This window comes from Exiguobacterium sp. E17S (genome assembly GCF_057772545.1).
Window position 1 is genome coordinate 574,527 of the sequence record NZ_JBYLRU010000001.1, and the last position, 24,892, is coordinate 599,418.

General features: G+C 45.5%; 28 protein-coding genes, 1 other RNA gene and 1 pseudogene. 21 read left to right on the top strand and 9 right to left on the bottom strand.

The annotated features are described in order from the left end of the window. Positions 1 to 15 precede the first annotated feature (15 nt). A complete protein-coding gene (locus AC3B4V_RS02950) occupies positions 16 to 1,359 on the top strand; it encodes a S8 family peptidase (RefSeq protein ID WP_215147959.1) in 1,344 nt (447 codons plus the stop codon). A gap of 47 nt (positions 1,360 to 1,406) precedes the next feature. On the opposite strand, the gene AC3B4V_RS02955 is transcribed toward AC3B4V_RS02950, so the two are convergent. After that, a complete protein-coding gene (locus tag AC3B4V_RS02955) occupies positions 1,407 to 1,850 on the bottom strand; it encodes a hypothetical protein (protein WP_488377695.1) in 444 nt (147 codons plus the stop codon). A 134-nt stretch (positions 1,851 to 1,984) separates the two neighbouring features. On the opposite strand from AC3B4V_RS02955, the gene rnpB reads away from it, so the two are divergent. After that, positions 1,985 to 2,358: RNase P RNA component class B (rnpB, locus tag AC3B4V_RS02960), an RNA gene on the top strand. 111 nt (positions 2,359 to 2,469) lie between these two features. Beyond that, positions 2,470 to 3,615 carry a THUMP domain-containing class I SAM-dependent RNA methyltransferase gene (locus tag AC3B4V_RS02965; protein WP_029341397.1) on the top strand — a complete coding sequence of 382 codons (1,146 nt, stop codon included), beginning with the start codon at positions 2,470 to 2,472 and terminating at the stop codon, positions 3,613 to 3,615. 60 nt (positions 3,616 to 3,675) lie between these two features. Here the strand turns inward: AC3B4V_RS02965 and AC3B4V_RS02970 are convergent, their stop codons facing one another. Then, a complete protein-coding gene (locus AC3B4V_RS02970) occupies positions 3,676 to 4,452 on the bottom strand; it encodes a tyrosine-type recombinase/integrase (protein WP_488377696.1) in 777 nt (258 codons plus the stop codon). A gap of 12 nt (positions 4,453 to 4,464) precedes the next feature. Continuing rightward, positions 4,465 to 4,824, bottom strand: coding sequence for a hypothetical protein (locus tag AC3B4V_RS02975; protein WP_488377697.1), 360 nt, complete (start codon positions 4,822 to 4,824; stop codon positions 4,465 to 4,467). Between the two features lie 364 nt (positions 4,825 to 5,188). On the opposite strand from AC3B4V_RS02975, the gene AC3B4V_RS02980 reads away from it, so the two are divergent. Beyond that, on the top strand, positions 5,189 to 5,572 hold the full coding sequence (locus tag AC3B4V_RS02980) for a hypothetical protein (protein ID WP_488377698.1): 384 nt from the start codon (positions 5,189 to 5,191) through the stop codon (positions 5,570 to 5,572). Next, a complete protein-coding gene (locus tag AC3B4V_RS02985) occupies positions 5,569 to 6,831 on the top strand; it encodes a hypothetical protein (protein ID WP_488377699.1) in 1,263 nt (420 codons plus the stop codon). Before AC3B4V_RS02980 ends, AC3B4V_RS02985 begins: the two co-directional genes overlap by 4 nt. Positions 6,832 to 6,921: 90 nt before the next feature. Here the strand turns inward: AC3B4V_RS02985 and AC3B4V_RS02990 are convergent, their stop codons facing one another. Further along, positions 6,922 to 8,133, bottom strand: a complete 1,212-nt coding sequence (locus AC3B4V_RS02990) for an SNIPE associated domain-containing protein (RefSeq protein ID WP_488377700.1) — start codon at positions 8,131 to 8,133, stop codon at positions 6,922 to 6,924. A gap of 12 nt (positions 8,134 to 8,145) precedes the next feature. Then, positions 8,146 to 8,358: a hypothetical protein gene (locus tag AC3B4V_RS02995; protein ID WP_488377701.1), complete on the bottom strand. Its 213-nt coding sequence runs from the start codon at positions 8,356 to 8,358 to the stop codon at positions 8,146 to 8,148. Positions 8,359 to 8,800: 442 nt separating this feature from the next. Here AC3B4V_RS02995 and AC3B4V_RS03000 point away from each other — a divergent pair, with 442 nt between their 5' ends. The 8 genes from AC3B4V_RS03000 (at position 8,801) to AC3B4V_RS03035 (ending at position 13,100) form a co-directional block, all read left to right on the top strand. After that, positions 8,801 to 9,760, top strand: coding sequence for an SH3 domain-containing protein (locus AC3B4V_RS03000; RefSeq protein ID WP_488377702.1), 960 nt, complete (start codon positions 8,801 to 8,803; stop codon positions 9,758 to 9,760). A gap of 111 nt (positions 9,761 to 9,871) precedes the next feature. After that, positions 9,872 to 10,543 carry a hypothetical protein gene (locus AC3B4V_RS03005; RefSeq protein ID WP_488377703.1) on the top strand — a complete coding sequence of 224 codons (672 nt, stop codon included), beginning with the start codon at positions 9,872 to 9,874 and terminating at the stop codon, positions 10,541 to 10,543. Between the two features lie 457 nt (positions 10,544 to 11,000). Continuing rightward, complete coding sequence (locus tag AC3B4V_RS03010) at positions 11,001 to 11,150, top strand: hypothetical protein (protein WP_488377704.1); 150 nt, start codon at positions 11,001 to 11,003, stop codon at positions 11,148 to 11,150. Positions 11,151 to 11,196: 46 nt separating this feature from the next. Continuing rightward, positions 11,197 to 11,487 (top strand): hypothetical protein, encoded by a 291-nt coding sequence (locus tag AC3B4V_RS03015; RefSeq protein WP_488377705.1) that lies wholly within the window; start codon positions 11,197 to 11,199, stop codon positions 11,485 to 11,487. Positions 11,488 to 11,512: 25 nt separating this feature from the next. Continuing rightward, complete coding sequence (locus AC3B4V_RS03020) at positions 11,513 to 12,013, top strand: GNAT family N-acetyltransferase (protein WP_488377706.1); 501 nt, start codon at positions 11,513 to 11,515, stop codon at positions 12,011 to 12,013. A gap of 19 nt (positions 12,014 to 12,032) precedes the next feature. Next, the gene (locus AC3B4V_RS03025; RefSeq protein ID WP_214769523.1) at positions 12,033 to 12,257 is read left to right on the top strand and encodes a hypothetical protein; all 225 of its coding nucleotides are present in this window, start codon (positions 12,033 to 12,035) and stop codon (positions 12,255 to 12,257) included. A 74-nt stretch (positions 12,258 to 12,331) separates the two neighbouring features. Further along, positions 12,332 to 12,550 carry a hypothetical protein gene (locus AC3B4V_RS03030; protein WP_029341406.1) on the top strand — a complete coding sequence of 73 codons (219 nt, stop codon included), beginning with the start codon at positions 12,332 to 12,334 and terminating at the stop codon, positions 12,548 to 12,550. Positions 12,551 to 12,623: 73 nt separating this feature from the next. Continuing rightward, positions 12,624 to 13,100 carry a glutathione peroxidase gene (locus tag AC3B4V_RS03035; protein WP_058265298.1) on the top strand — a complete coding sequence of 159 codons (477 nt, stop codon included), beginning with the start codon at positions 12,624 to 12,626 and terminating at the stop codon, positions 13,098 to 13,100. On the opposite strand, the gene AC3B4V_RS03040 is transcribed toward AC3B4V_RS03035, so the two are convergent. Further along, positions 12,998 to 13,645, bottom strand: coding sequence for a hypothetical protein (locus AC3B4V_RS03040; RefSeq protein WP_488377707.1), 648 nt, complete (start codon positions 13,643 to 13,645; stop codon positions 12,998 to 13,000). The two genes, AC3B4V_RS03035 and AC3B4V_RS03040, sit on opposite strands and share 103 nt — an antisense overlap. Before the next feature lie 3 nt (positions 13,646 to 13,648). After that, the gene (locus AC3B4V_RS03045; protein ID WP_488377708.1) at positions 13,649 to 14,560 is read right to left on the bottom strand and encodes an EamA family transporter; all 912 of its coding nucleotides are present in this window, start codon (positions 14,558 to 14,560) and stop codon (positions 13,649 to 13,651) included. A gap of 156 nt (positions 14,561 to 14,716) precedes the next feature. Between AC3B4V_RS03045 and AC3B4V_RS03050 the strand changes: the two genes are divergently transcribed. The 7 genes from AC3B4V_RS03050 to AC3B4V_RS03080 all read left to right on the top strand — a co-directional run bounded on the left by AC3B4V_RS03050 (position 14,717) and on the right by AC3B4V_RS03080 (position 22,355). Further along, positions 14,717 to 15,670 (top strand): SMI1/KNR4 family protein, encoded by a 954-nt coding sequence (locus tag AC3B4V_RS03050; protein ID WP_488377709.1) that lies wholly within the window; start codon positions 14,717 to 14,719, stop codon positions 15,668 to 15,670. Positions 15,671 to 16,098: 428 nt separating this feature from the next. Then, on the top strand, positions 16,099 to 17,652 hold the full coding sequence (gene lysS / locus AC3B4V_RS03055; RefSeq protein WP_488377710.1) for a lysine--tRNA ligase: 1,554 nt from the start codon (positions 16,099 to 16,101) through the stop codon (positions 17,650 to 17,652). A 120-nt stretch (positions 17,653 to 17,772) separates the two neighbouring features. Next, complete coding sequence (murQ, locus tag AC3B4V_RS03060; protein ID WP_488377711.1) at positions 17,773 to 18,657, top strand: N-acetylmuramic acid 6-phosphate etherase; 885 nt, start codon at positions 17,773 to 17,775, stop codon at positions 18,655 to 18,657. Between the two features lie 12 nt (positions 18,658 to 18,669). Beyond that, on the top strand, positions 18,670 to 20,043 hold the full coding sequence (locus AC3B4V_RS03065; RefSeq protein WP_058705318.1) for a PTS transporter subunit EIIC: 1,374 nt from the start codon (positions 18,670 to 18,672) through the stop codon (positions 20,041 to 20,043). Positions 20,044 to 20,125: 82 nt separating this feature from the next. Continuing rightward, positions 20,126 to 21,172: a DUF871 domain-containing protein gene (locus AC3B4V_RS03070; RefSeq protein WP_488377712.1), complete on the top strand. Its 1,047-nt coding sequence runs from the start codon at positions 20,126 to 20,128 to the stop codon at positions 21,170 to 21,172. Next, positions 21,169 to 21,696: a general stress protein gene (locus AC3B4V_RS03075; protein ID WP_488377713.1), complete on the top strand. Its 528-nt coding sequence runs from the start codon at positions 21,169 to 21,171 to the stop codon at positions 21,694 to 21,696. Before AC3B4V_RS03070 ends, AC3B4V_RS03075 begins: the two co-directional genes overlap by 4 nt. A 101-nt stretch (positions 21,697 to 21,797) precedes the next feature. Then, a complete protein-coding gene (locus tag AC3B4V_RS03080; RefSeq protein ID WP_488377714.1) occupies positions 21,798 to 22,355 on the top strand; it encodes a DUF1349 domain-containing protein in 558 nt (185 codons plus the stop codon). Positions 22,356 to 22,419: 64 nt separating this feature from the next. On the opposite strand, the gene AC3B4V_RS03085 is transcribed toward AC3B4V_RS03080, so the two are convergent. After that, complete coding sequence (locus AC3B4V_RS03085) at positions 22,420 to 23,526, bottom strand: citrate synthase/methylcitrate synthase (RefSeq protein WP_214857337.1); 1,107 nt, start codon at positions 23,524 to 23,526, stop codon at positions 22,420 to 22,422. 165 nt (positions 23,527 to 23,691) lie between these two features. Between AC3B4V_RS03085 and AC3B4V_RS03090 the strand changes: the two genes are divergently transcribed. After that, positions 23,692 to 23,958: a hypothetical protein gene (locus AC3B4V_RS03090; protein WP_215147919.1), complete on the top strand. Its 267-nt coding sequence runs from the start codon at positions 23,692 to 23,694 to the stop codon at positions 23,956 to 23,958. A 53-nt stretch (positions 23,959 to 24,011) separates the two neighbouring features. On the opposite strand, the pseudogene AC3B4V_RS03095 reads toward AC3B4V_RS03090, so the two are convergent. After that, positions 24,012 to 24,791, bottom strand: a pseudogene (locus tag AC3B4V_RS03095) (HAD-IIB family hydrolase). Between the last annotated feature and the right edge of the window lie 101 nt (positions 24,792 to 24,892).

Consider the following 24,892-nt stretch of genomic DNA (forward strand, 5'->3'; position numbering starts at 1 on the left):
AAGGGCAGGGTTCCCATGAAAAAGCAACTTGCACTACTCACGCTAGCGACAATCGTCGCCATGCCAACGTCTGCTTTCGCGCAGTCTCAATACGTACAATACGACCCAACTTTTACAGAACAACAAAAACAAGAATGGTTGGCGAATCAGGGGCTGACCGAGATTCGTGCCCTGAAACAAAAAGGATTCTCTCTCGTCGAGCCACTTGCACATCTCGAGGAAGAGGATATCGACGCTGATTTGATTCCGATCACGGACGTCAAAAAAGCGACGGATTCTGCCCAGTTCCAGCAAACGTACCTCGATCAGTCACGGATTCCGGCTTACTGGAAGTACAGCCGCGGGAAATCGGACGTTCGTGTTGCAATCATTGATGACGCGATCGATACGAAACACCGTGAGTTCAAGGATGTCATCTATAAAACGACGACGATTTCCGGGATTCGCAAACCAGATGATCACGGGACACATGTCGCGGGGATCGTCGGGGCGCGTGAAGACGGTCAAGGAATCGTCGGTGTCGCTTCTGGTGTCAAACTGATTGGGGCGGACGTCTTTGACGGAGAATATGCCGGGTCGATCGATATCGGCGACGGTATTTTGTATGCCATCGAGCAAGGGGCAGATGTCATCAATCTGTCGCTCGGACAATATGAATACGATCCGTATATGGAGTCTGCGATCAAAAAAGCAGAAGCGAAAAACATCCTCGTCGTCGGCGCAGCCGGGAACGACGGGAAGGGGAAAGTTCTTTTCCCAGGCTCAATGAGTCAAGTCGTTGCCGTCGGATCAGTCGGGACGCTCGGTCGTGCCTCGACGTTCTCGAACTACGGCAAAGGACTCAACATCATGGCGCCGGGTGAAGGGGTTTACTCGACGATCGTCGGGAATAAATACGGCTACTTGGACGGAACGTCGATGGCGACACCAGTCGTCAGCGGTGTACTGGCACTCGCAAAATCGAAGAATCCGTTCGTCTCGAACACGACGATGCGCAGTAAGTTATATGCGGCAGCGACGAAAAAATCAGGCGATACGAAGTCGCATTACGGAACGGGTCGCTTGAACGCTGGAATCTTGGCGACGTTACCAGCACCGATCTCGAAGATCTCGTTGCCGTCAACGGTCAAGCCGAATCAGCTGTTTTCATTCTATTTCGATGAGTATGCGAGTGCGAAGACGACGACACGTCTCTATAAGGACGGGAAGGTCGTCAAGACGTTCACGCAATCGAATTTAACGAACGGGACGCATAAGTTTACGTATAAGTTGAAAGACAAGGGATCCTATAAGCTTGTCTTTACGACGACCGGCGGACGCCATACGCGGACCGTCGAACGACTCCTGACCGTGAAATAAAAAAAGCGCCTCCCACCGAGTGAGAAGCGCCGTACGAGACCTGAAGGTTACTTCGGGTCTTTTCCTTTTTTATAGACGGGCGTCGGAGGCGTCAATGCCTCTCCAGTCCACTTGATCATCGCTTCCATCTTATATCCTGAGTCATCCTCATGGACGAACGACAGGCGACTGGAATCAATCAATTGGTATAAACCATAAGCGACCTGGTCGGCCCAAGAGCGTAACGTCATCGCATTATCATACAACGGGATTTGCTCAGGGAAACGTTCATTCATAAGCAAGATATCGTGTTGATCGAAATGATAGCTACGTTTTGAGAGTGCATCGGGCGCCTTGACGTTGAACGGCTCGAACGCGTGGATGAGCTCTCCTTGACGATAGAAGGCGAAGATGCCGTTTCGCAGATGAAGTGCCTTGATCTCATCGATCTCGATCAGGAATGTCAACTTGCGAACCGTTCGCCGGTTCGTACCAGAGCGTCGTTTTTTCATGCTACATGCCCCCTTCTGAACTCTTGTACTATACCGTGAAATGAGGCAGGGACGCAACTTTTTCGTTTATAAAAGGAGAATTGCCTCTTGCAGGAAAGCGGCATCTACGCTACACTCATAAGCAGTGACTATGTTGGTTCGGACAATCGCGGGGCATTTCGGTGCTTTGAGGAAAGTCCATGCTCGCACAGCCTGCGATGGCTGTAGTGATCGTGCTACACAAAAAGATAAGTGTAGGCAGCGTCAAGCTGACGGCAGAAGGAACGCCTAAGTCTTCGGATATGGCCGAAACTTCTTGAAGGTGCCACAGTGACGGAGCTTCATGGGAAACCATGAAGGTGGAACGAGGTAAACCCCACGAGCGAGAAACCCAAATTTGGTAGGGGAATTTCCGGAGCGGAACTGAACGCGAAGGAGAGCGTATGCAAATACGGAGATAGATGATTGTCGCCTGCGTGTGAGGGTCAAACCGTTTGGAACACTAAGGAACAGAACATGGCTTACAGGACCACATAGGCTGTTATTTTTAAGTTGAACGAGAGTCCAGGTCCACCCTGGGCTCTTTTTTTATTGCAATGAAACGATTCAGTGGAAGAAACAATAAAGGAGTGAACGCGATATGGCAAAACGCTTAGTCATCGCGACAGCGGCGATGGGAATCGAAGCGCTCGTCGCAAAAGAAGTCCGTGCGTTAGGATATGAATGTACGGTCGAGGACGGAAAGGTCTACATCGATTGTGAGATGGAGGACATTCCTCGTTTGAACATGTGGCTTCGGACAGCGGACCGGATCAAACTGGTCGTCGCTGAGTTCCGCGCGACGACATTCGAAAAATTGTTCGATCAAGTTAAGGCACTACCGTGGCACGAATTGATGCCGTGGGATGCAAACTTCATCGTCAACGGTCGTTCGGTCAAGTCGAAGCTCTTCTCGATCCGTGACTGCCAGAAGATCACCGAGAAAGCGATCGTCTCGCACATGCAAGAACAGTACAACAAAGGAACGGAATGGTTACCGAAGACAGGCGCGAGCTATCCGATCGAAGTTGCTTTGTTAAAAGACATCGCAACATTAACGATCGATACGTCTGGCGACGCTTTACACAAACGCGGCTACCGTGAGTTCCACTCGGCCGCTCCACTCAAAGAGACGATGGCAGCAGCGATGCTGATGCTGACGAACTGGAAGCCGGATATGCCGCTCTACGACGTCTTCACCGGTTCAGGTACGCTTGCGATCGAAGCAGCGATGATCGGGCGTAATATCGCACCAGGGATCAACCGCGAGTTCGTCTCACAGGAATGGAAATGCATTCCGAAGAAGGCGTGGTTCGATGCGATCAACGAAGCGAACGAAAAAGCGGAGTGGGACAAACCACTGAAGATCTACGCAAGTGATGTCGATCCAGAGATGGTCAAGCTCGCGAAAACAAACGCAGAACTCGCAGACGTTCGCGATGCGATCAACGTCATGCAACGCGACGCTGCAGACTTCAAACCGAAGGAAGACTTCGGTGTCATCATCGGGAACCCGCCGTACGGGGAGCGTCTCGAGGACGCACGTGAAGTTCATCAGCTCTACCGCAAAATCGGAACAGCGTATAAAGAATTCCCATACTACAGTGTCTACATGATCACGTCGTATGTTGAGTTCGAAAAAGCGTACGGTCGCCCAGCGACGAAGCGCCGGAAGCTCTATAACGGGAATATCGAAGTTCAATTTTATCAATACTATGGTTTGCGCCGGAAACGTCCGCAGGCTTAAGCCATTTCTAGCACTTACAGAAATTCCATTGCACACTTGGTGTGAAAATCGGAAATTTCCTCACGAACCGCTCTGTTGAGCGGTTTTTTTGCGTTTCAAAAGCTGTTCGAATTGCGTCGCTGTATCGGATTGCAAAGTGTGCAATACGTGAGCGTACGTATCCATCGTCAACGTCGCATCGGCATGACCAAGTCGTTCCTGGATGACCTTGGCATGGACGCCCATCTCCATCAGGAGCGAGGCATGCGTATGGCGTAGTCCGTGCAGGGTGATCTTCGGGAGTTCGGCGGCTTTGATCGTCTCGATATGCCGTCTCCGTAAACCCGAGTGCCAGAGGCAGGCTCCGGACACACCGAGACAGATCAAGTCCTCGTCGTTCTGCCAACCCACCCGCATACTGTCATACCGTTGTTCGACTCGGATCCGTCGTAGTTCTTCCGCGACATACGCCGAGATCGTCACGACCCGGACCTTCTTGCCTTTCGTGTTGGAGAAGGAATAGCCGCCCTTGACCTCGATCGCCGTCCGTTTGACCATGATGACCATCCGATCGAAGTCGACGTCCGACCACCGGAGCGCTGTCGCTTCCCGGGCGCGCAGTCCGGCATAACTGATCAACATGACGGCAGCATAGTTCCCGGTCGTCATCACATCACGTGCCGTCCGCAGATACGTCGCCAGCTCCTCGACGGCGTACGTGTCCATCTCTTTCAGTCCTTCGTTCAGCTTCGCGACGGCAGAGAAGGGGTTCGCTCCCTTGTAATTGTTCATCCGTATCGCCCAGCTGAACATGCCGACGAAGATGGCACGTCGTGAATTGATCGTCGATGCTTTCAAGCCTTCCCGGTGTCAGTCGGCGAGGAGCCGTTGGGCATGCGTCGGTTCGACTCGGTCGACCTTCAGCTGCATGAACCACTTCGGGATGCGGTTGAGAATCGATTGGTAGGAGTGATAGGTCGTCGTCGCCTTCGTCAGTCGGACATGATCCTCCATCCAGACTACGAAGAGCTCTTCCATCGTGCGTGTCTTGATGATCTTTCGGATGGAACCGTCCCGTCGTGCAGCGACTTGTTCCGAGATCCAGAACTCGACCTCCTGTTTCCGTTTGTTCGAGTAGTAGGCTTGGATTAGTTTCCCGCACTCGTCGGTACCGAGTGAGAGGCGGACCCACCAGAGTCCTGTTTTTGCGTTCTTCTTGATATTTGCCATCGTCATGGCCCCCAGTTCTTTTTGTTTTAGAACATACGTTCGATTAATAACGTGCAAAAAAAGCACCGGAGAGGGTGCTCTTATCATACCCGTTTCTATAGGTATTCAGTATTTTTAATTAGCAGAGTCAATTTTACTATACAGTAGGCTAATTCAAATCGCTAGGATACATATTCCTCTGATTTCTAATTCTTAGTAGTTTCAATAAGTTCTATATCAAATATTATATATGTAAAATAAGACCATGTGTTTGTACTTTTGGTATTAATTTGTAAAAAAAGTATTTTATTTCAGATTTCTATTAATTTTTTATCATTATAAGCCGATGGGGGGATTGATATGTTAGAAAAGGTGGGGAATACTTATGAAATACATAAATGAAGAAGCAATGCCTGATCAATGTCCTCCGGCTGCTGCAAAAAGCGAGAATGTAAAAGATGTATTCAGATTTTTAGAAAAGGATGTTCCTAATGCTGTAGATTTTGATAATCATATCACAAGAAACAAACGGTATGGACCAGAGTCTAACAAGTGTTCAGCAATAGCAATATCATTTTTTACAACTCCCGAAAAAGTAATCGAGGAGCGAAGCAAAAATAAAAGATTTAGAAAAGCAGGCGTAGTGAAGGGTGACATTCACGAACACCAAGGAGTTCATTCAATAAGTAATTTTCATCTTAATTTATGGGTATTCAGTGGAATAAATCTTTTTGAAGAATTCACGAGAAAGGAGGAATCGAAAAAATGATATCTAATTACAAAGAATTCAGTGATTTGAATCCAATAGTTATTTTCGAGTATTATGACTTCCCTATGTTTTATGTTGCACAAAACTCTCAAGATGATATCTATTTGAACCATTACATCGAAGAACTCGAAGATGGAATGGATAAGTGGTTAACAGCAAGGATCACGAAAAAAGAGTACAAAAACTTAGTCAATAATAGAGTCGGTGTTCTAGACTTTTTAAATAAATTAAAATCTGCCAATCGGTTACATCATTTGTATTTTAACATTCATGAAGAAAATCTCGATAATGAGTTATATTCTGAACTAATCACGAGTGATAATTTTGACCCAGAATCGTTTCCTCAAGAAAATTATTTTGTGGATTACGATTATTTGCAAGAACGCCCTTTAGAAAAGATTACAGATGATATAGCTCATTTGAAATCATTTAAGTTAATTTTAAAAGATCGAGCAAACAAACATGATATTGAACTAGATTACTTCAACAATATAATGGGGAAACTTCAAAATTCACTGGATAGTCTAGTAGCGCATAGTAACGATGAGACTTTAGATCCTGCACCGAATCAGTCAATACACTTAAATTTAGTTGCACTAGAAGCATCTTCATTCGGAGTCTCACTTATGATTGATCCTAACAGTGTAGATATATTTAATAAGTCTGAAGAGGCGATTATTGAATTTATGCATTTGATTGACGATGTATCAAATGGAACTACACAAAATATAAATGATCAAATCTTTATTGACGAAACCTATTCAATAGAGACGATAAAAAACGTTAAGACGTTTTTAAAAACGATATCTGATAAAAAATATACTTTTAAAATTGAGGCGAAAGATGAACAAGATGAAGTAATAAAAAATGTGTCATTTAAAGAGGATGTATACAAGAATATTGAAATATTAGAGAAAATCTTAGAAGAACAAAGCAGTGAAACGACTGAAACCTTTTCAATCACGGGAAATTTAACGATGGTCAGCATGCAAAGAAATCGTTTCAGAATTGAGGATGTTGAAGCCGAAGATAAAGAAATAGAAGTGGATGAAACTATTGCAGGAAGAATTTCTAGGGATGTTATAAAAACAATAAAGGATAATAAGTTGAAATTTTATGTACCTAGTAAAATATCTGCCACTATTGAACGAAAGACAATTAATGATTTCATTAAAGATGAATATTCCAGTCAGCACGTTTTAATAAAATATGAACAACCTGAATTGAGTTCTCAAGATGTTCCGATATTAAAAAAATAAATGTAAATTAAGCAATTGTTTCTGAGGGGATTTAAGGATAAACAAAAGGACGTCGCTACCAGCGATGTCCTTTTGTTGTTAGATTTAAAGTTAAGTAGCACTGACAGCAGCTTCTCGCATTTGCAATGTACGGTAGTAATCTTCGGCTTGTGCAGCCAAAGTGATTTCAAGTGTCTCATCGAACTCTTCCTTGATAACTTTCGCAATCTGTTCAATTTCAACTTTGAAGAACTCTTTGCGCAGATTCACTTGGTTGACGCGTTCCGTTGCGAAACGATGATGTAACTTGTTTTCGAGGGTCGGAGCATCTTCAGAGAAGACCATCGCATGGATGTCGAACGTGAATGGAACCGATGCGCTATCGAGCTCGCGAATTCGATCAAGTGGTTCAAGGCGTCTCGTCATCCCAATCTTGTAGACATGCTCACCGAATGAACCGATATTCGAGATAACGTATACGTATCCAGCACGAGTATTCTTCTCACGATTTTCGATATCGTCTTTGATCGATTCTACTTCAGCCAACTTCGCTTCTAGTTCAGCCAGTTTTGAGAGGAGTGCTTGTTTCTCGGGATCGTCGGCTTCTTCTAGCTTGGCACGTACGGTAGTGACGGCACTTCTGAAGTGCAACTCTTCCTTTTCAACTTTCTTACGTGCGTTCTCGATCTCTTTGAGGACGCGTGCTTCTTCGCGCATACGCTCCTTGATCTCTTGTTGTTCTTCTTTCTCAGCCTGTTTCTTCATTTCGAATTCGTGTTTAAGATGCAGTTCGCGAAGTTTCAGACGTAAATATTCTTTCCGAATAGAAATCTTTTGCATATCAGTCAGGGAGTTGATTTGGTCGAATGCCTTATTGATTTTCTCAGCCGATTTTTCGATGTTAGTCGGCTTGACGTTTGCGATGATGACATCACATTCATTATTGAATGCTCGAAGAGAGAGTTTAATTGTATCGAGGACGAATTCTTTCCCTTTCTTTTTGTCGTTGTCGACAATGTATTGTTCGGAATGATTCGTGGCCGTTCTACTACGGATCATGTCCTTCTGTTCAGAACGGATCCGATCCAGCATGTTCTTATAGGCAGAGGACGTATCGAACTCGTATGTTGGTTCGTATAATCCATGCTGTTGCATGAGATACTTATCTTCGTATTCCCCAATCAATTGCTTCAACTCAAAAAGACGTTCTGCATTGGCAGCCACTTCGTCCTGGCTCTTCTTCGTTTCCACAAGGATGGCGTTCTGTTTCTTTTTGATATCCTTGTCGACGTCCTTACGCTCGGACTTGATGGTCGAAGGCATCCCGTTCCTTCCTTAACTCTTTCTCAAGTTGAGCACGTTGCTTGATCGTATCTGCTTCGAGTAGTTGCTGTTCTTCTGTATATTGCTCCCGGATAGCTCTAACTCGCGTTTGACGTCAAGGTACTTCAACTCTTCTTTCGTGAGCTGAATCAATTCAAGTTCTTTCGTCAATCGTTCGATTTCCTTCTTGTCCTTACCACCTGTTAACCAGTCCATGAACCACATAGAATCGCCTCCTGAATTATACATTCCCTTCATTTTACCAATTTAGGAAATAGTATAAAAAGCTACACGATTATCATATTCGGAACAACGATGAGTTGAAACGACACTGTCATGCTACAGTCGATGCCAATACAGATACGAACTTGGAACGCATCTTGATCGGTTACTGACGATATGGTCAGGGTCTACTACGAAAAAGATGGCGCGAAAGAGACGTGCTTCACCTGGGCTGTCTATAAATAGGACTATGAAAAACCTGCTTAAGATTTGAGTAGGTTTTTTTATATATAGACCAGAATTAAAATAGTTCTACCTACTTTTATGAAAGGAAATACAAATATCAAATAAGAATATCTAAAAGATATTTAACAATTTTTAGAATTATACCGATAATAATTAGGTTGATGTTGGAAAATAACTAAAAGGTGTATAGGAGGCAATCATGATTAAAAAGTTAATTAAAGAAATGATGAAACTTAGAATGTTAAAGTTTGGTTTAGCAATACTTACAGTATCATCAATTTTTCCGTTGAAATCAGTATCGGCATTGAACACGAATGACTATGTAACTAATTGTAGTATGACGATTTATGCGAGCAAAAATACTATTGATAACTTTGCAAATGCTTCTGGAGAATGCAAAGAAGAAATTTACGGCTATTACTCTCCAACAGCTAAAGTTTTTCGTGTGACAGGAGCATACACTGGTCAAGTAAAAAATGGTCAAGTTAAAGAAATTACACTAGCACAAAGTACCAAGTATGTATCTGCGCATCTTACAATCCATACAGTAAATGAAACGAAAAAAAATGTTGAATCGTTTAAACCATTCAAAGGAATTACGAATAAAAAAGCGATTATTTGGGATGGTAGTGCAAAAGGAAGCAAGAAAATCGCTGAGTTGCCAGATAAAACTAAAATCGAAGTTCAATCGCTAAAATCGAATCGTTATTCATTTATTTACAAAGGAAAAAATCGCTGGATTGATAAAGTGAACGTAAATCAAGTATTTAATGAATTTGTAGTCGAAACGACCAGTTCATTGAATGTACGGTCCGGTGCCTCTGTTAAAAGTAAAATTGTTGGTACATTGAATAAAGGAACTAAGGTGACGATAAAAAGTTCAGCATACGGTTGGTATAAAATCATTCATAAAGGAAAAGCAGCATACATCTCATCTGTTTACACTAAAAAAGTAGTTGTATTCAAAGAATTCAAAGTTAAAGTAACTAATTCATTAAATGTCCGATCACAAGCATCAACAAATGGAAAAATCGTCGGCATATTAAAAGCTGGAAAGATTATCACTGTGAAGGCTTTAAAAAATGGATGGTATACGATTGCTTACAAAAAGAAAAATGCTTTTATTTCAGAAAAGTACACAATGAAATTAATTAAATAAATATTTTTTTAAGAGGAGAAACGATTAATTGAAAAGAAAAACTAATAACAGACTATTTTTTTTATAGCTGCAATAATAATATTATTAGTTCCATTGGTAGTTTCTTATTTAATGGAACGCTCTTGGATGGACATAGGAACTCAAAAAGCAGAGTCATGGATGAGCTTTTGGGGAGGGTACTTAGGGGCTATTCTAGGAATCGCAGGTGCAATAATTGCGACTACTATACAAATCCAAAGTCAGACTGATCAAATTGTGATGGCGGCATCTAAAAACGATGAATTTGAAAGACAGCGAATATATTCTAGTCTAATCATCGATAAAAATGATGTACTATATCAAAAAATATTAGATTTAAAAAGCAACTTTACTATATTAACTGATTCTTTTCATAATGAACTAACAAAAATAGTGAAACCTATTTTAAGTGGTGAATTTGAAAGAATCACTAATCCAAGTCTAAATCTTAATGAAACAACTTTTCACACAATTGAATCATTGTGTATTGGTATACAGTCATATCAAATATTTATTAAAGATAATACTGAATATGATCAGAAAATTAGTACGCTTATTAAGGATATTCAAGCATTAATGATATCGATTGAGCATCCATTTATAGGTGATAAAAATTATGATAATGAAAGTATTGAAAGTCTGAGATCAGAATTAGTTAACGGATATATATATATATTTGATTGTTTTACTGAAATTGAAAGTCTATATATAAGACATATGTTAATTCTAACGGAATCGATATTAATCAAAAGAGAAGAGACTTAATAACGTTTTTACTTTGTAAGATAATAAGAATCAAACGAATTGGTATTTAAAAGAATATACTAAAGAAAGATAATAAATTAATCGATATTTATGCTCTAGAATGTTGATACACTTTTAATACTCTTTTGATACAGTGTTGATACGATTCCTTGACGTATCGGTACTATGCTAGGTACGTGGAATGAAGCGGGAGCGGCTCTGGTTGCGTTGTTCTACGATAAATCTACTATCATAAACGATTAAACGAAACGCCCTGAAACGGACAGGGCGTTTTTTGGTACCCGTAATTATCCTGGCGAGAAGAGTTCCCCGTCTCATCCGTGTAGCATACCTGTGGTCATACCCCAATCTCGCTCGTCTGCTACATGCTCGCTTGGATAGTTATGTGTACCAATCTAAAAGGAGGTGAAAGGTCGCGCTACGAGCTATTCCGTCCGTTAATCTATCCGTCAGTTATTTGCACGAGCATACGGATTTTGAACAGGTTGATTTTGCGGCGACGCTCGAAACCGTCCGTTTGGTCGAAACGTTACTCCATCATCGGCTGCTCGAGTGTTATTTCGCTGAGCGGACAGAAAATCCAACTCTAGGCGGATATACCGAGTAATGGATTCCAAATATAGTAAAAAAGAGAGGCGAGAGGGGACGATACGATGTGGATCATACTGGGTTTACTGGCGATTGGATTTACGGCACTGAATATCATCTTTTATTTGATTGGTAAGGACTATCGTTTTCTGATGGTGCTCGGACTGAGTTTTACGGTATTGACTTTGTGCGCCGAATACCGACTCGTCGCGGAGTTCGTGGCGCGAGAGGACTGGGCAGCGTTACAAGACGTCGTACCGGGCATGGAGCGGGCACTGTGGGTATTGACGTTCATCTCGATCGGATTAAATGTATTGCCGCTACTGTTAGACTACCGAAAGAATCGATCTCGTTGAGGAATCCAAGAGGAGCTGAATCCTGATGAGCTATACATTTTCACCGCTGACGCAACGACAGGCGGAACAGATTGCCTACGAGTGGCAATATGACGGGGCGTTTGCATTTTATGATATGCCGAACGACGAAGAAGATTTAGCAGAATTTCTCGATCCAGCAAAGCGGACGGAACATTATTTTGCTGTGTTGGATGGGGAAGAATTGATTGGTTATTATGTATTTGAACCAAACGTAGACGTCGTTGACGTCGGGCTTGGCATGCGACCAGACTTGACGGGCCGAGGAAATGGAGTGTCATTTTTAGAAGCCGGTCTTGCGTTCATCATGGACCGATATGCACCTAAACAAATTGAATTAGCTGTCGCGACATTCAACGAGCGGGCGATTCGCTTGTATACGAAAAGTGGCTTCCTTCCCGTCGAACGGTTCCAACAGGCGACGAATGGTGGAAGCTATGAATTTTTGAAGATGCGTTTACAACCCATCCACTCGACGGAACCTTTTCCAAACTCTATAAGTAGATAACAGAAAAGGAGATGATGTCATGGCACGCTGTACGAATTGTCAGTATAAGTTCAGCACAAAAGAAGTGCTCGCTGTCAGTGTTGTGATACATGGGAAAGGCAAGACGTGTCCGAACTGTGGCGTGAAACAATACATGTCCCGGAAGTCACAATTTTATCTATCACTCGGGAATATCAGTCTCTTGTTCGTCCTGTTCTTGCCGTTTCTAATCCGGTTGAGCGACCGGGAAGAATCGATGAGGTAAGATGTCGGTTACTTTTATTTTCATGAAACTTTTTCCTGAATCCACCAGTAGATATGGAAGAAGGAGATGGTCAGATGGTACGTTGTACGAATTGCCAATATAAGTTCAAAACGAAAGAAGTGCTCGCTGTCGGATTTGCGAAACATGGCAAAGCGTGTCCGAACTGCGGCGTGAAGCAATACATTTCAAAAGACTCGCAACATTACTTATCGCTCGGATACGTCAGTCTCTTGTTCGTCTTGATCCTACCGTTCGTCATCAAACTGAGCGACAAAGAAGAGACGATCTGGTAAAGCATTACGCGCATGCCTGAAAACGACAGGGTGCGCGTTTTGTCTTATACTCGGGGCAAAGGAGCTGGGAAACATGCAAACCGTATACGATGCAACCGTACAAAACGCAGCGGGCGAGACTGTTTCATTAGGTGACTATGCGGGGCGTGTCCTCGTGATCGTCAACACGGCAAGCAAATGTGGGCTTGTCAAACAACTTGGCGAACTACAGGCATTGTACGATAAATATGACGAGCAAGGAGTCACGGTGCTTGGCTTTCCGTGCGATCAATTCAATCAGCAGGAGTTCGCGAGTCAGGAAGAGACGATGCAGTTCTGTCAGCTGAACTATGGCGTGACGTTTCCGATGTTTCAAAAGATCGACGTCAATGGACCAAATGAGCATCCGCTTTATACATTTTTAAAACGCGAACGCTCCGGTCTACTGTCGTCAAAGATCAAATGGAACTATACAAAGTTTTTAATCGATCGCCAAGGACGTGTCGTACAGCGGTTCAGTCCGGTCGATTCCGTCCAGTCAGTTGAAAAAACCTTATCCTTATATCTATAATCCAAGTAACCGTCCGGCGCGAGTCGTTGGACGGGATGAGCGAATACCCTACCTTTGGCGAGGTAGGGCTTTTTTGTGTCATTCAACGATGAGCGAATCAAATGAATAGGTGACGATCGCATCGCATCGCTTCGCTTATGTCCGAGATCAGTCAGGACCGGTGGACGGGGGGACAAGACATGAAAATCCTGTTCGAACGCCCGGAGCCAGTAATGGACCCAGTCTTTTGTAGGATCGAGATTCATCATTTTACGTGCAAACGTCAGTAGCTTTGAATCGGTCAGCGTCAGAAGTGGAATCGGGTTGATCTCGACATCTTCTTTTAGTTCATAGAGGTCCGGTGAACGAAGCAGAATCGCATCCGCTTCGAAAGTCAATTGAAAGTAATTACAGCTGTAGTCGCCGACGATGACCATCGTCTCCTCCGTATGCCCACGAAAATGAAAGATCAATCGGTTACCATTTGCGACATCCATCAAGAACTGATTGAGTCCGATGTGATAATCTTCGCGAAATTGTAGTTTCTCAAGCGTGATTTCTTGCATGATTTAGCCTCCAGTCCGAGCTTGTCGTTCTTCTGTCAAAACGGTTTGGCGCGCTGCTAGGCGAGACGAACCGATCAATAAGGCGATTCCGAGTAACAATAACGAGATTCCGAACCAGGCCGTACCACTTAATTCTTCACCGAGGACGAACACACCAAGCAAGGCGGCAGTCAGCGGCTCACCGAGCGAGAGCGTGACGGCAGTCGACGATGGTACGTTCGATAGTCCTTTCGCGAATAACCAGTAAGCGATTCCGGTCGCAACGACGCCGAGATGGAGGCTGATTCCGGCACCACGTGACGTGAACAACCAGGAGAGATCGAATAAGAAGAGCAGAGGTGACAACAGTAAAGCGCTCGTCGTGAAAATGACGGCAACGACTGACAGCGGTGCGTGTGTCTTGACGAGGTTTCGACTGACGAACGTGTACCCGGCAAACGATAGTCCGGCACCGAGTGCAAGGACGATTCCGATTGGATCAATCGCAACCGTTCCTTGATTGTTCAATAGCAACAGACAGCCGGTGATCGATAGTCCGGTCGATGCCCACCACAGCAGCGCTGGACGTTTCTTTAGGAACAGCCACTCGATACACCCGGAAAAGATCGGTGCGCTACCGATTGCGACGACGGTACCGACGGCGACACCGGTCATCAAAACAGCGGAGAAGAACAGCGGTTGGTAAGCCGCCATGCTGACGGCAGCGAGTAAAATCGTCCGCAACGGCCAGTCGCGTAACGTCAGCGTTCCTTTGAAGAGAACGAGACAGAGTAAGAACAGTCCACCGACAGCCAGACGAACGGCACCAATTGCAATCGGGTGTGCATCTTCCGGCGCAAAGGCTTGTGAGGTCCCCGTCGTGCCCCAAAAGATCGCAGCAAGTAATATGAGCAACATCGATGATGATTTAGACATGGGTCACCTCTTCGAATGCAATTTTTTAAAATGATATTAGAACGAGAATACCACAGAACGAGTAGGATGGAATACACCAAATAATTGAAAAAATGGTATGGTGTATAGGGTGAAGTCGTATCATTCACGAATACGAAAATGAAAAGGATGGGACCCATGAAAGAAATGAACCAAATCGAAGCGGTACTTGACGTCTTATCACAAAAAATCAATCACGGGTCGACCTTCATTCAGCGGCGATACGATACAGGAGTCGCTCAATTCAATTTGAATGATCCGGTGACGGAACAGGCGATTCAGTCATTTGAAAAACAGTTCAAGCTAACGTTACCAAGTGAATATAAGACATTCCTTCGTTTACATGACGGAGTGGAGTTGTTCATGATCCAAGGTCTTGGTATCGAACTCTATCCACTTGAAAAAGTCATTGAAATGACAATCCAGGCTAAAGAGGACGACCTGATCCATGAAGACTATGATCACTTCTTGATGATTGGCGAAATGAACGAAGGATATGTCTTGATTCAGACGGAAGATGTGAAGACGGATGAGACACCGTATATGCACTGGATGTTTCATGAGTTGTCGACAGAGGAGACTGACCCGATCGGACAGAACTTCGGCACGTTCCTCGAGTATGCGATCATTGCGCAAGGCGATATGTTCTGGGAGTTCAAGGACTTCTCGATTGCAACAGATGCTTATTATGTAGAGAATCACAATTCTGAAGAGGAAGTGAGCAAACCTCGACCGATTCGCTTCGTCGACTCGGTTCGCGTTGAAATCGAGTATCCGATTGCGAAGCGGGATGCGTATTTCTCGGTTAAGATTTTTGAAGGGAAACAAGAAAAAGAACGTCTTGGCAGTAGCTACGACTCGGATTCGCGCTTTGATAAAGTAATGCAATCGGTTCGGGAATATCTAATGGCAGAGCGATTCCAGTATTCGTCAATCATGGTCTTTCAAACGGAACATCGGTTTTGGCAGAACGAGGACGAGACAGGTGACCCGTTGATTCGTAATCACAATCCGCAACGTCAAGGACTGAGCTTTGATGGATATCGTGCCTTCGTTGAGGAACCACCACGCCCACTCCCAGGGTGGGAATGATACAATCACTGTTCGGATTCGATGATTTTCACCATCGAAACTCAAAATAAAGTTTTATCTTGTATCCCCTTATCTTTCAAAAAAGAATTGACAATGAACTGGATGAATCTGTATGCTAATCAAAATTACATAGTCAAGGCGATGACGAGAAGAGTAGGAAGAAATTGACGGTGCCAAGCGAGTCCGAGATGGTGAGAGCGGATGACCGGGTTTCTATCTGAAAAAAGCCTCCGAGCTTCGTACGGATTCCGATATGGATGATGCTACGATGGGTTCTCCCATTATCGAGAGCATGTATGATTGTACATGTGAAGGTTCGTCTGGTGACAGGCGGACGAACAAAGGTGGTACCACGGGAAGCTGATTCTCGTCCTTTAGGCAACTAACGGGCGAAAATCAGCTTTTTGTCTACTACTGGAGGAATCATCATGCATTGGGCAGAACACATTGCAAGAACCATTATCGAGTGTCAGCCAGATAAAGAGACATACGTCTGTGCTGCCGGGATCAGTCCATCAGGTCCCGTTCATATCGGCAATTTCCGAGAAGTCGTCACGACGTACTTCGTTGCGCGTGCGCTGCGAGACCTCGGTAAAGACGTCCGCTTTTTGTTTTCGTGGGACGATTACGATCGTTTTCGGAAAGTACCAGCGGATGTCGATCAAGCATTTACTCGATACATCGGGATGCCTTATAACGCCGTTCCGGCACCGGATCGATCCGACATGAGTTACGCGACGTACTTTGAACAGCAATTCGAAACGATGCTGACAGCATTCGAGATCACACCAGACTACCGTTATCAACACGAAGCCTATACGTCTGGCATTTATGCTGAACAAATCATCCACGCGTTTCGCCATCGTCACGCGATTTATGACATCTTGATCGACCATAAGACAGCGGCAGGATCCGATAATGAGCGAGCAGCGTTTTACCCGGCGACCGTCTATTGTGCTGCTTGTGGAACCGACGCGACTACCATCGATTCGTTCGATGAAGCTGAAGCCACGTACCATTACAGCTGTCGATGTGGTCATATGGCAACGGTTGATATGCGGACGGAACATCGGATGAAATTGAACTGGAAAGTCGATTGGGCGATGCGCTGGGCACATGAAGGCGTCGATTTCGAGCCGGGTGGAAAGGATCATTCGGCAGCAAACGGAAGTTACACGGTTTCGTCCCGGATTGCGCAAGAAATTTTCCAACAGCCGGCACCGCTCTATCTCCCGTATGAATTCATTCGTCTAAAAGGGGAGTCGAAAAAAATGTCGAGTTCAAGCGGTGGTGTCTTGACTCCGCAAGATCTACTCGCCGTCTATCCACCGAGCATTCTTCTGTTCTTATTTGCGAAACATCGTCCGAATCACGCCTTTCATATCGGGATCGATGAAGATGTGTTACGCAATTACAGTGAGTTCGAGCGTTTTGTCGCACACTCATCGCGTCAATCCGAAGACATTCAGCAAAGTCTGCGTTGGAGTCATCGTGGAACTGCTCATCTTGTTTCGTTTACGCAGTTGACGATGATTGGTCCGATGGTTGGTTTTGACCCTGATTTGATTGAAAATGTGTTTTGCGCGAGCGTTCCACCTCAACAGATTGACCGTGCTCGTACTTTCGTTACGCAATGGTGTCCGGAGCGGGAACTTCATATCAGTTCTGTTCCGAATCATGAACTACATGCGCAACTGACGGGAACGGAACAGGACTGGATTCAACAATTCGTCGTTGCTCTCCGAACGGATGAAGACATCCTCTCTGCCTTCTACCGTTTGACACGGCAAGCTGAAAAAAAGGAGACGCTTCGCCTGCAGAAACACTATGCGACGCTACTCTATCAACTGACGATCAATCAATCTTACGGACCACGCATCCCATTACTCGTCGCCACAATTGGACGGGAGCGAATGTCTGCGTTACTGGACTTTGCGGATGAGGAAATTACGACAAGCAGGAAATCAAGAGACCGAGCCTGAAAAAGAAGTACAAAACCTTATTTTTATATATCGAAATTTAATTTCAAAATTAAATAAATAATATTGAATTAAAATTTCTTAATTGTATAATAAAGGGAGGGAAGAGAAAGGGTGAAGCAGATGTTAGATCAATTAGCAACGGAACGTCGGAATGAACAGACGATGCAACTCGATGAAATGACAGTCGAGGATGTCTTACGGGTGATGAACGCTGAGGATCAAACGGTCGCGACGGTCATTCGGGAACAAATTCCTGTCATCGCGAAAGTCGTCAAACACGTCATTGCATCATTCAAAAACGGAGGACGCTTGATTTACATCGGTGCTGGTACGAGTGGGCGGCTCGGGATTCTCGATGCAGCAGAATGTGTGCCGACGTTCGGGGTCTCACCAGACATGGTCGTCGGATTGATTGCTGGTGGCGAACGCGCGTTGATTAAAGCGGTCGAGGGAGCAGAGGATAGTCGGACGCTTGCCGTCGACGATTTGAAAGGGCTCCAGCTAGAGGCTCGTGATACGGTGATCGGGATCGCAGCAAGCGGTCGGACGCCGTATGTCATCGGCGGGCTTGATTACGCGAAGGAAGTCGGAGCGGTGACAGCAGCGATTTCTTGTAACACCAATGCGGTCATCAGTCGGCATGCACGCTATGCAATCGAAGTCGAAACAGGTCCGGAAGTCTTGACGGGGTCAACAAGACTAAAGGCTGGAACGGCGCAAAAGCTCGTCTTGAACATGATTTCGACAGCGGCGATGATCGGTGTCGGTAAGGTCTATCAAAATTTGATGGTCGACGTCCAGTCAACGAACGAAAAGCTCGAGATCCGGGCGAAGCGGATGATCAGTGAGGCAACAGGAGTCGATGCTGTTACGGCGGAACGCGTCTTCCATGAAGCGCACGGGCACGTCAAGACGGCGATCGTCATGATTCTCGCGAATGTTTCGTATACTGACGCCGTCGAACGATTACAGCAAGCGAACGGATTCGTCCGAGACGCACTATAAGGGGGAAACACGATGAAGAAGGAAGAAGTGCTGGCACACGCGATTCTTGAGCACGTCGGTGGAAAAGATAATCTCCGGCAGCTTGCGCACTGTATGACGCGGGTTCGCTTATCGTTAAAGGATCCGACGCAAGCAGATATCGATGCGTTAAAGCGGATTGATGGGGTCATGGGGGTCATCGATGACGAGACGTTACAAATCGTCGTCGGTCCGGGAACGGTCAATCGGGTAGCGGATCACTTAAGTCGCGAGACGGGACTCGCGATCGGGGAAGAGTCCGTTGATCCGAATCTGACACCAGAAGAACGAGCTGCCGTCGAACGGCAAAAGGTGAAAGCGAAACAACAGTCTCCGTTCAAGCGCTTCTTGCGCCGAATCGGGAATATCTTCATCCCGCTCATTCCGGGTCTTGTTGCTTCCGGTATCATCAACGGTGGTGCGAACTTCGCGAAGAATGCGGGTGTCGATGAAACACAGACATGGATGCAGATTTTACTACTGATCGGTGGGACGGTCTTTTTATATCTCGCAATCCTTGTCGGTTGGAATACAGCGAAGGAGTTCGGCGGAACACCGGTGCTCGGGGCGATTGCCGGTGGGATTCTATTCAACCCCGTGCTTGCGGATATCACGATTTACGGGGAACCGCTCGTTGCGGGCAGGGGCGGCTTGTTTGGTGTCATCTTCGCTGCGTGGTTGATGACCTATCTTGAGAAGCACATCCGTCGCTTCATGCTCGCATCGATTGATATCATCTTTACGCCACTGTTGACGGTGCTGATCGTTGGATTCGCCTCACTCTATGCGATCATGCCGGTTGCTGGACTGCTGTCAGACGGTATCATGAAAGCAATCAATGCCGTGCTTGAGGTCGGTGGACCACTCGCCGGAGCCGTGCTGGCCGGCTTCTTCCTACCACTCGTCATGGTCGGTCTCCACCATGGATTGACACCAATCCATCTCGAGTTCTTGAACACGATTGGAAACACACCACTCTTACCGATTCTTGCAATGGCAGGAGCGGGTCAAGTCGGGGCGGCAATGGCGATTTTCGTCAAGACGCGCAATCCGCGCCTGCGTAACATCATTAAAGGTGCGATTCCGGTCGGTTTCCTTGGAATCGGTGAACCGCTGTTATACGGTGTTACGTTGCCGCTCGGTCGTCCGTTCGTAACGGCATGTCTCGGCGCAGCAGTCGGTGGTGCCTTCCAAGCAACGATGAAGACGACGGCGCTTGGTGTCGGTGTATCCGGGTTATCATTGACACCGTTGATCGACAACGGAATGTACTTGACGTACATCGGTGGTCTCGTCATCTCGTACGCGGCAGGATTCCTGTTCACGTATTGGTTCGGTTTCAAAGAAGAGATGGCAGACGGTATTTAAAGTATTGAAAAGCAGTTGAATCCTTCCAAAAAGAAGGAATCAGCTGCTTTTTCCCTAAATAGAGAAGTGAAGGAGTGAGTCGATGAAAGGATTATCAATCTATTTAAGTGAACCGATCACAGACGAGACGAGCGAGTGGCTACAGCGGATGCGCGCTGTTGGCTTTACGTCGCTCTTTACATCGCTACATATTCCCGAGGATGATTCTTCACTGTACGTCGAACGTTTGCAAGCGCTCGGTCGCTTAGCACGTGAGCTCGGATTCGAACTCGTGGCGGACATCGCACCAGCGTCGCTCGCGACGCTCGGCAAGACATGGGAGACAGCAGCGACGTTAACGGACTGGGGTGTGACCGGACTGCGTCTTGATTACGGCATCAGTCCGCAGCAAATCGCGACGTTATCGAAACAGATGATGGTCGCACTGAACGCCAGTACGTTAACAGCAGACGAATTGACGGAGATGAAGGCACAGGGTCTGCGAATCGATCAAACGGAAGCGTGGCATAATTTTTATCCGCGACCGGAAACGGGACTCGACCGGACATGGTTTGACGAAAAGAATGCCTGGTTGCAGACGCAAGGATTACGGGTTCAAGCGTTCATACCGGGTGACGAGACACTCCGTGGACCGTTGTTTGAGACGTTACCAACACTTGAAGAACACCGAAATGCGGCACCATTCGCCAGTTACATCGACTTACAATCGACTGTTGATCGAATTCTTGTTGGGGATCCACGATTGACGGAGGCGACGATTCGGCAATTCGAAGCAGAGCAAACCGGAGTCATCGTACTGCGGGCAGTAGCGAACGGACAGCAAGCACAACGGGAGACGGAAACGAATCGGTTTGATCCGGCGCGGGATGTCATTCGCTCCGTCGAGTCGCGGATGAAGCCGTCGACGATCGATCTAACACCGCAAGACCCGTCTGCCCGTCCGCTTGGAACGATTACGATCGATAATGAAAAATACGGACGATACGCGGGCGAGGTTCAAATCACGAAACGTAATTTGTCGGCAGATGAGCGAGTCAACGTTCTCGGACGTGTCATTGAGGTCGATCAACCATTAATCGCACGGCTTGGTCCAGGAAGTAAGTTCCGCATCGAATGGGTGACGCCATGAAGCAGCTCGTTGCAGAACGACTCGCCTATCTGTACCGAGGGGAGTTGTTCACGGTCGTCACGATTTTACCGCTGAGTTGGTTTGGTAATCGTGTCTTTCCACGACTGCAGTTATTTGAACTCAGTGCCTTTTGGATGTCACTGTTTTTGTTTGAGCTGTTGTTGATTCAAGGATCTTGGTATTGGTACAGCAAGTCAAGGCGTCTGAAGAAGGAAGGAACGTCAGTCACCCCGGTACCCGTCGTCCGACGATTACGTCACTGTCGTGTCATCAATCTGGCTTTGATCGTCCTGACAGCGTATGCGTTCGGAATCGATTGGATGCGTTTCCGATCTGAGCTTCCCGTCTCCGGAACACAACTTGCCTTGTTATTATATGTATTCGCAATTCTTGAATATATCAATTATTTCCATATCCAACTTATGTACGATAACCGGTCAGATGTGCAATACTTAATACGGAACAGACGTTTGAAACGATCAGCATTGAATAAGGATATGCAACGACTTCGCCAAGTAGTCTAAGGGTTCATAGAAAATAGGAGGGATTGTATGCTCGATATGCTCATTCGTGGCTATCGAAAGTTACGGAAGTTAAGAGGACGTTAAGAGGGAGGATATTATCAATGAAGTGGATCAATCGACCGACACGTATCGAACAGGAAACACCATTACGCTTCATGACGGATCCGGATACGGATTTTTGGCGCAATACCCATTATCAGTTCAACCGTCTGACGGGGCATGCATTGTTGCAGGATGCACCGGAAGGGGAGTTCAAGTGCCGCATCGAAGTAAAGTTAAATCCGAATGCGACATATGATCAAGCGGGGATTTTGCTTTATGTGAATGACGATCACTGGGTGAAGGTCTCGGCTGAGTTCATTCCGGATGGTCCATCGCATCTGGGTGCCGTCGTGACGAGCTTCGGGTACTCGGACTGGTCGTGTCGGGACGTCGATAATACGCTGTTTGATGCACCGCTCGTCTTTGAACTCCATTACCTCAATCAAGACGTCACGCTGTATCACGTGACAGGAGAGCACAAAGAGCAACTTCGCATCGCACACTTACATGACGTGACCGATTTGAAGATTGGACCGTATGCGTGTAGTCCGGATGTAGAAGCGGCAGGGTGTGAAGTGGAAGTACTAGATTTCTCATTAGAGACAATCGTTAAATAAAACGCCATAGCAAATGGACCGATGTCAGGCATCGGTCCATTTTTTGATCGTAACTAGAGACTAATCAAAACTTAGCTGCTTGTTCCGGCATCTGTCCTGTGTATGACGATTGAGGTCTGAAGATCCGGTTGTCTTGCGATTGTTCGAGGATGTGTGCCGTCCAGCCGATGATACGGCTAGAGGTGAACGTCGGTGTGAACAGTTCTTTCGGAATGTCGAGTCCTTTTAAGACGGCTGCCGCGAAGAATTCAACGTTCGTATACAGCTTTCTACCCGGTTTGTACTCTTCGAGCAAATCAATCGCCGTTTGCTCCATTTGTGTAATCAGATTGAACCAATCGCTCTCTTGCGCGAGATCTTTTGAAACGACTTTTAAGGCTTCTGAACGCGGATCGCGAGTTTTATAGACACGATGACCAAAGCCCATCAGTTTTTCGCCTTTTTCTAATTTGTTCCGGATCCAAGGTTCGATGTTATCGATTGTTCCGATTTCATCAATCATCTCAATGACTTCTGACGGGGCGCCACCATGAAGCGGTCCTTTCATGGAACCAATCGCAGCACAGACGCCAGAAATTATTTCCGATTCCGTCGAGACGACGACACGGGAAGCAAACGTCGAAGCATTCATACCGTGTTCAATCGTTAAGATCAGATACGCCGTCAATGCTTTGATCTCGACGTCACTCGGTAATTGACCTTTGATCATATAGATGTAATTCGCGACATGATCGAGTTCTGGATTCGGTTCGATGAAGTCAGCACCTTGATTTTTTTGATATTTATAGGCAATGATTGTTGGTAAGAGTGCTGTTACGTGCATCGCTTGATCAATTGTCGGTGGCCAAGCGAAAGCGGGTGTACCAAGTGCCGAGATTGCTGTTCGCATCGTACTCATGACATCCATCTCGTTCGGCAATGTATCGAGAATCGTCTTAACGTAAGAAGGAAGTTCACGGTAGCTCGTCATCTGTTCCTTGAATGTGACCAGTTCCGCTTCAGTCGGGAATTCACCATTCCAGATGAAATACGCCACTTCTTCGAATGAATAGGATAATGCAAGTTCTTTTGCCCAGTGTCCGCGATAGATAAGGTGACCTAACGTTCCATCGACTAAACCGATTTGTGTTTCAGCGGCAATGACGCCTTCGAGTCCTTTTTTGTATTCCATCTTCAACACTCCTTTTCTAATATCTACTGTCAGTATGACTTACAACGATACCAAATCACCAGTTATTTGAATGCGTTTCCAAAATTATTCTGTGGAGCGCTATAATTAAAGTGCATTCTGTTTCATGAAACAAATCAAATATATAGTAACCATGAAGGAGTACATATGAATAAAGCAATGATCATTCGCTTATTGGGATTTTTCTTTGTATTACATGTCTTTTTAATGATCGATATTTTCTTTTCAGTGAGCCGAACGATTCTTGAGCCACTGGCATTAGTCGTTGCTTCATTGACCATGTTCATTCCTGTGAAACGGCTCAAGCCACTAGAAGAACAAACGCTGTCGGTTTTCAAATCGAGTATCGCTGTCCTAGTAGGAATGCTCCTGATGGGCGGATTATTCTTACCCATCGTATTCCTCTTTGGATGAGTAACTATTGATAGAGATTTAACTATTGATCCGAAAATTTCACCAGGCGTTATTTAGGAATACGACGTGGAATAGACGTATTTTTGGCTTAGATGCCTGATTTGTTCGACTATGTGAGATTCTAAAGGACTGGTGGAGTCAATGGTGTGATCTGCGTAAAAACGGAGTGATTTATGGCTTCCGATCATGACCGCATACTGTGCTCCTTTGAATAGCTCGATATCATTCGCGTCATTCCCAAAAGCAATGTATCCCTCGCTCTCGATCACGAGTGATTGTAAAGCAGTCCGTTTATTGATGGTGGTCGGACTAATGTCCAATACTTGTTCCGATCCATGATAATGAACAACGACATCCATTCGAAGCAGCTCGTTTTCTAAGGATTTCAGATTGTTGGCACTCAAAATGAGGATTTTTATGATTCGATCATGGTGAGCTAGCGGAACATTTTGTGCCGTCTTACCCGGATCTAGATTGTTCAGAATAGGATGGTCTTGCGGTCAGTTATATGTATAATCCCAATCACTATCGATTAAATATGTGGCTTTATGCTTGTCGAGTAATTCTGTGATAAAAGAAAGCTCACGATCGTCGAACGATTTTGATTGAACGATTGTTTGTTCCGATGCGACCAACGATCCGTTTCCGCCGATTAAGATATGATCATGGAATGAAGGATGAATGACAGGTAGCATGTCACGGATAGGACGTGCTGAAGCAAAAATCACACGGTGCCCGTCGTTCTCGACTGCATGAAGCGCCTGTACGATGTCTTGAGGCATCGGTTTTCCTTTAAAACAAATTGTTCCATCGAGATCAAATACAAAATTCATAAGCAACCCTCCAAAAGTCAGTTGATGCACTTATCATAACAAATATTTACAGATAACATACCGATTCTTTATTTTGAGAAAACAAAAAGACTCCAGTCAAT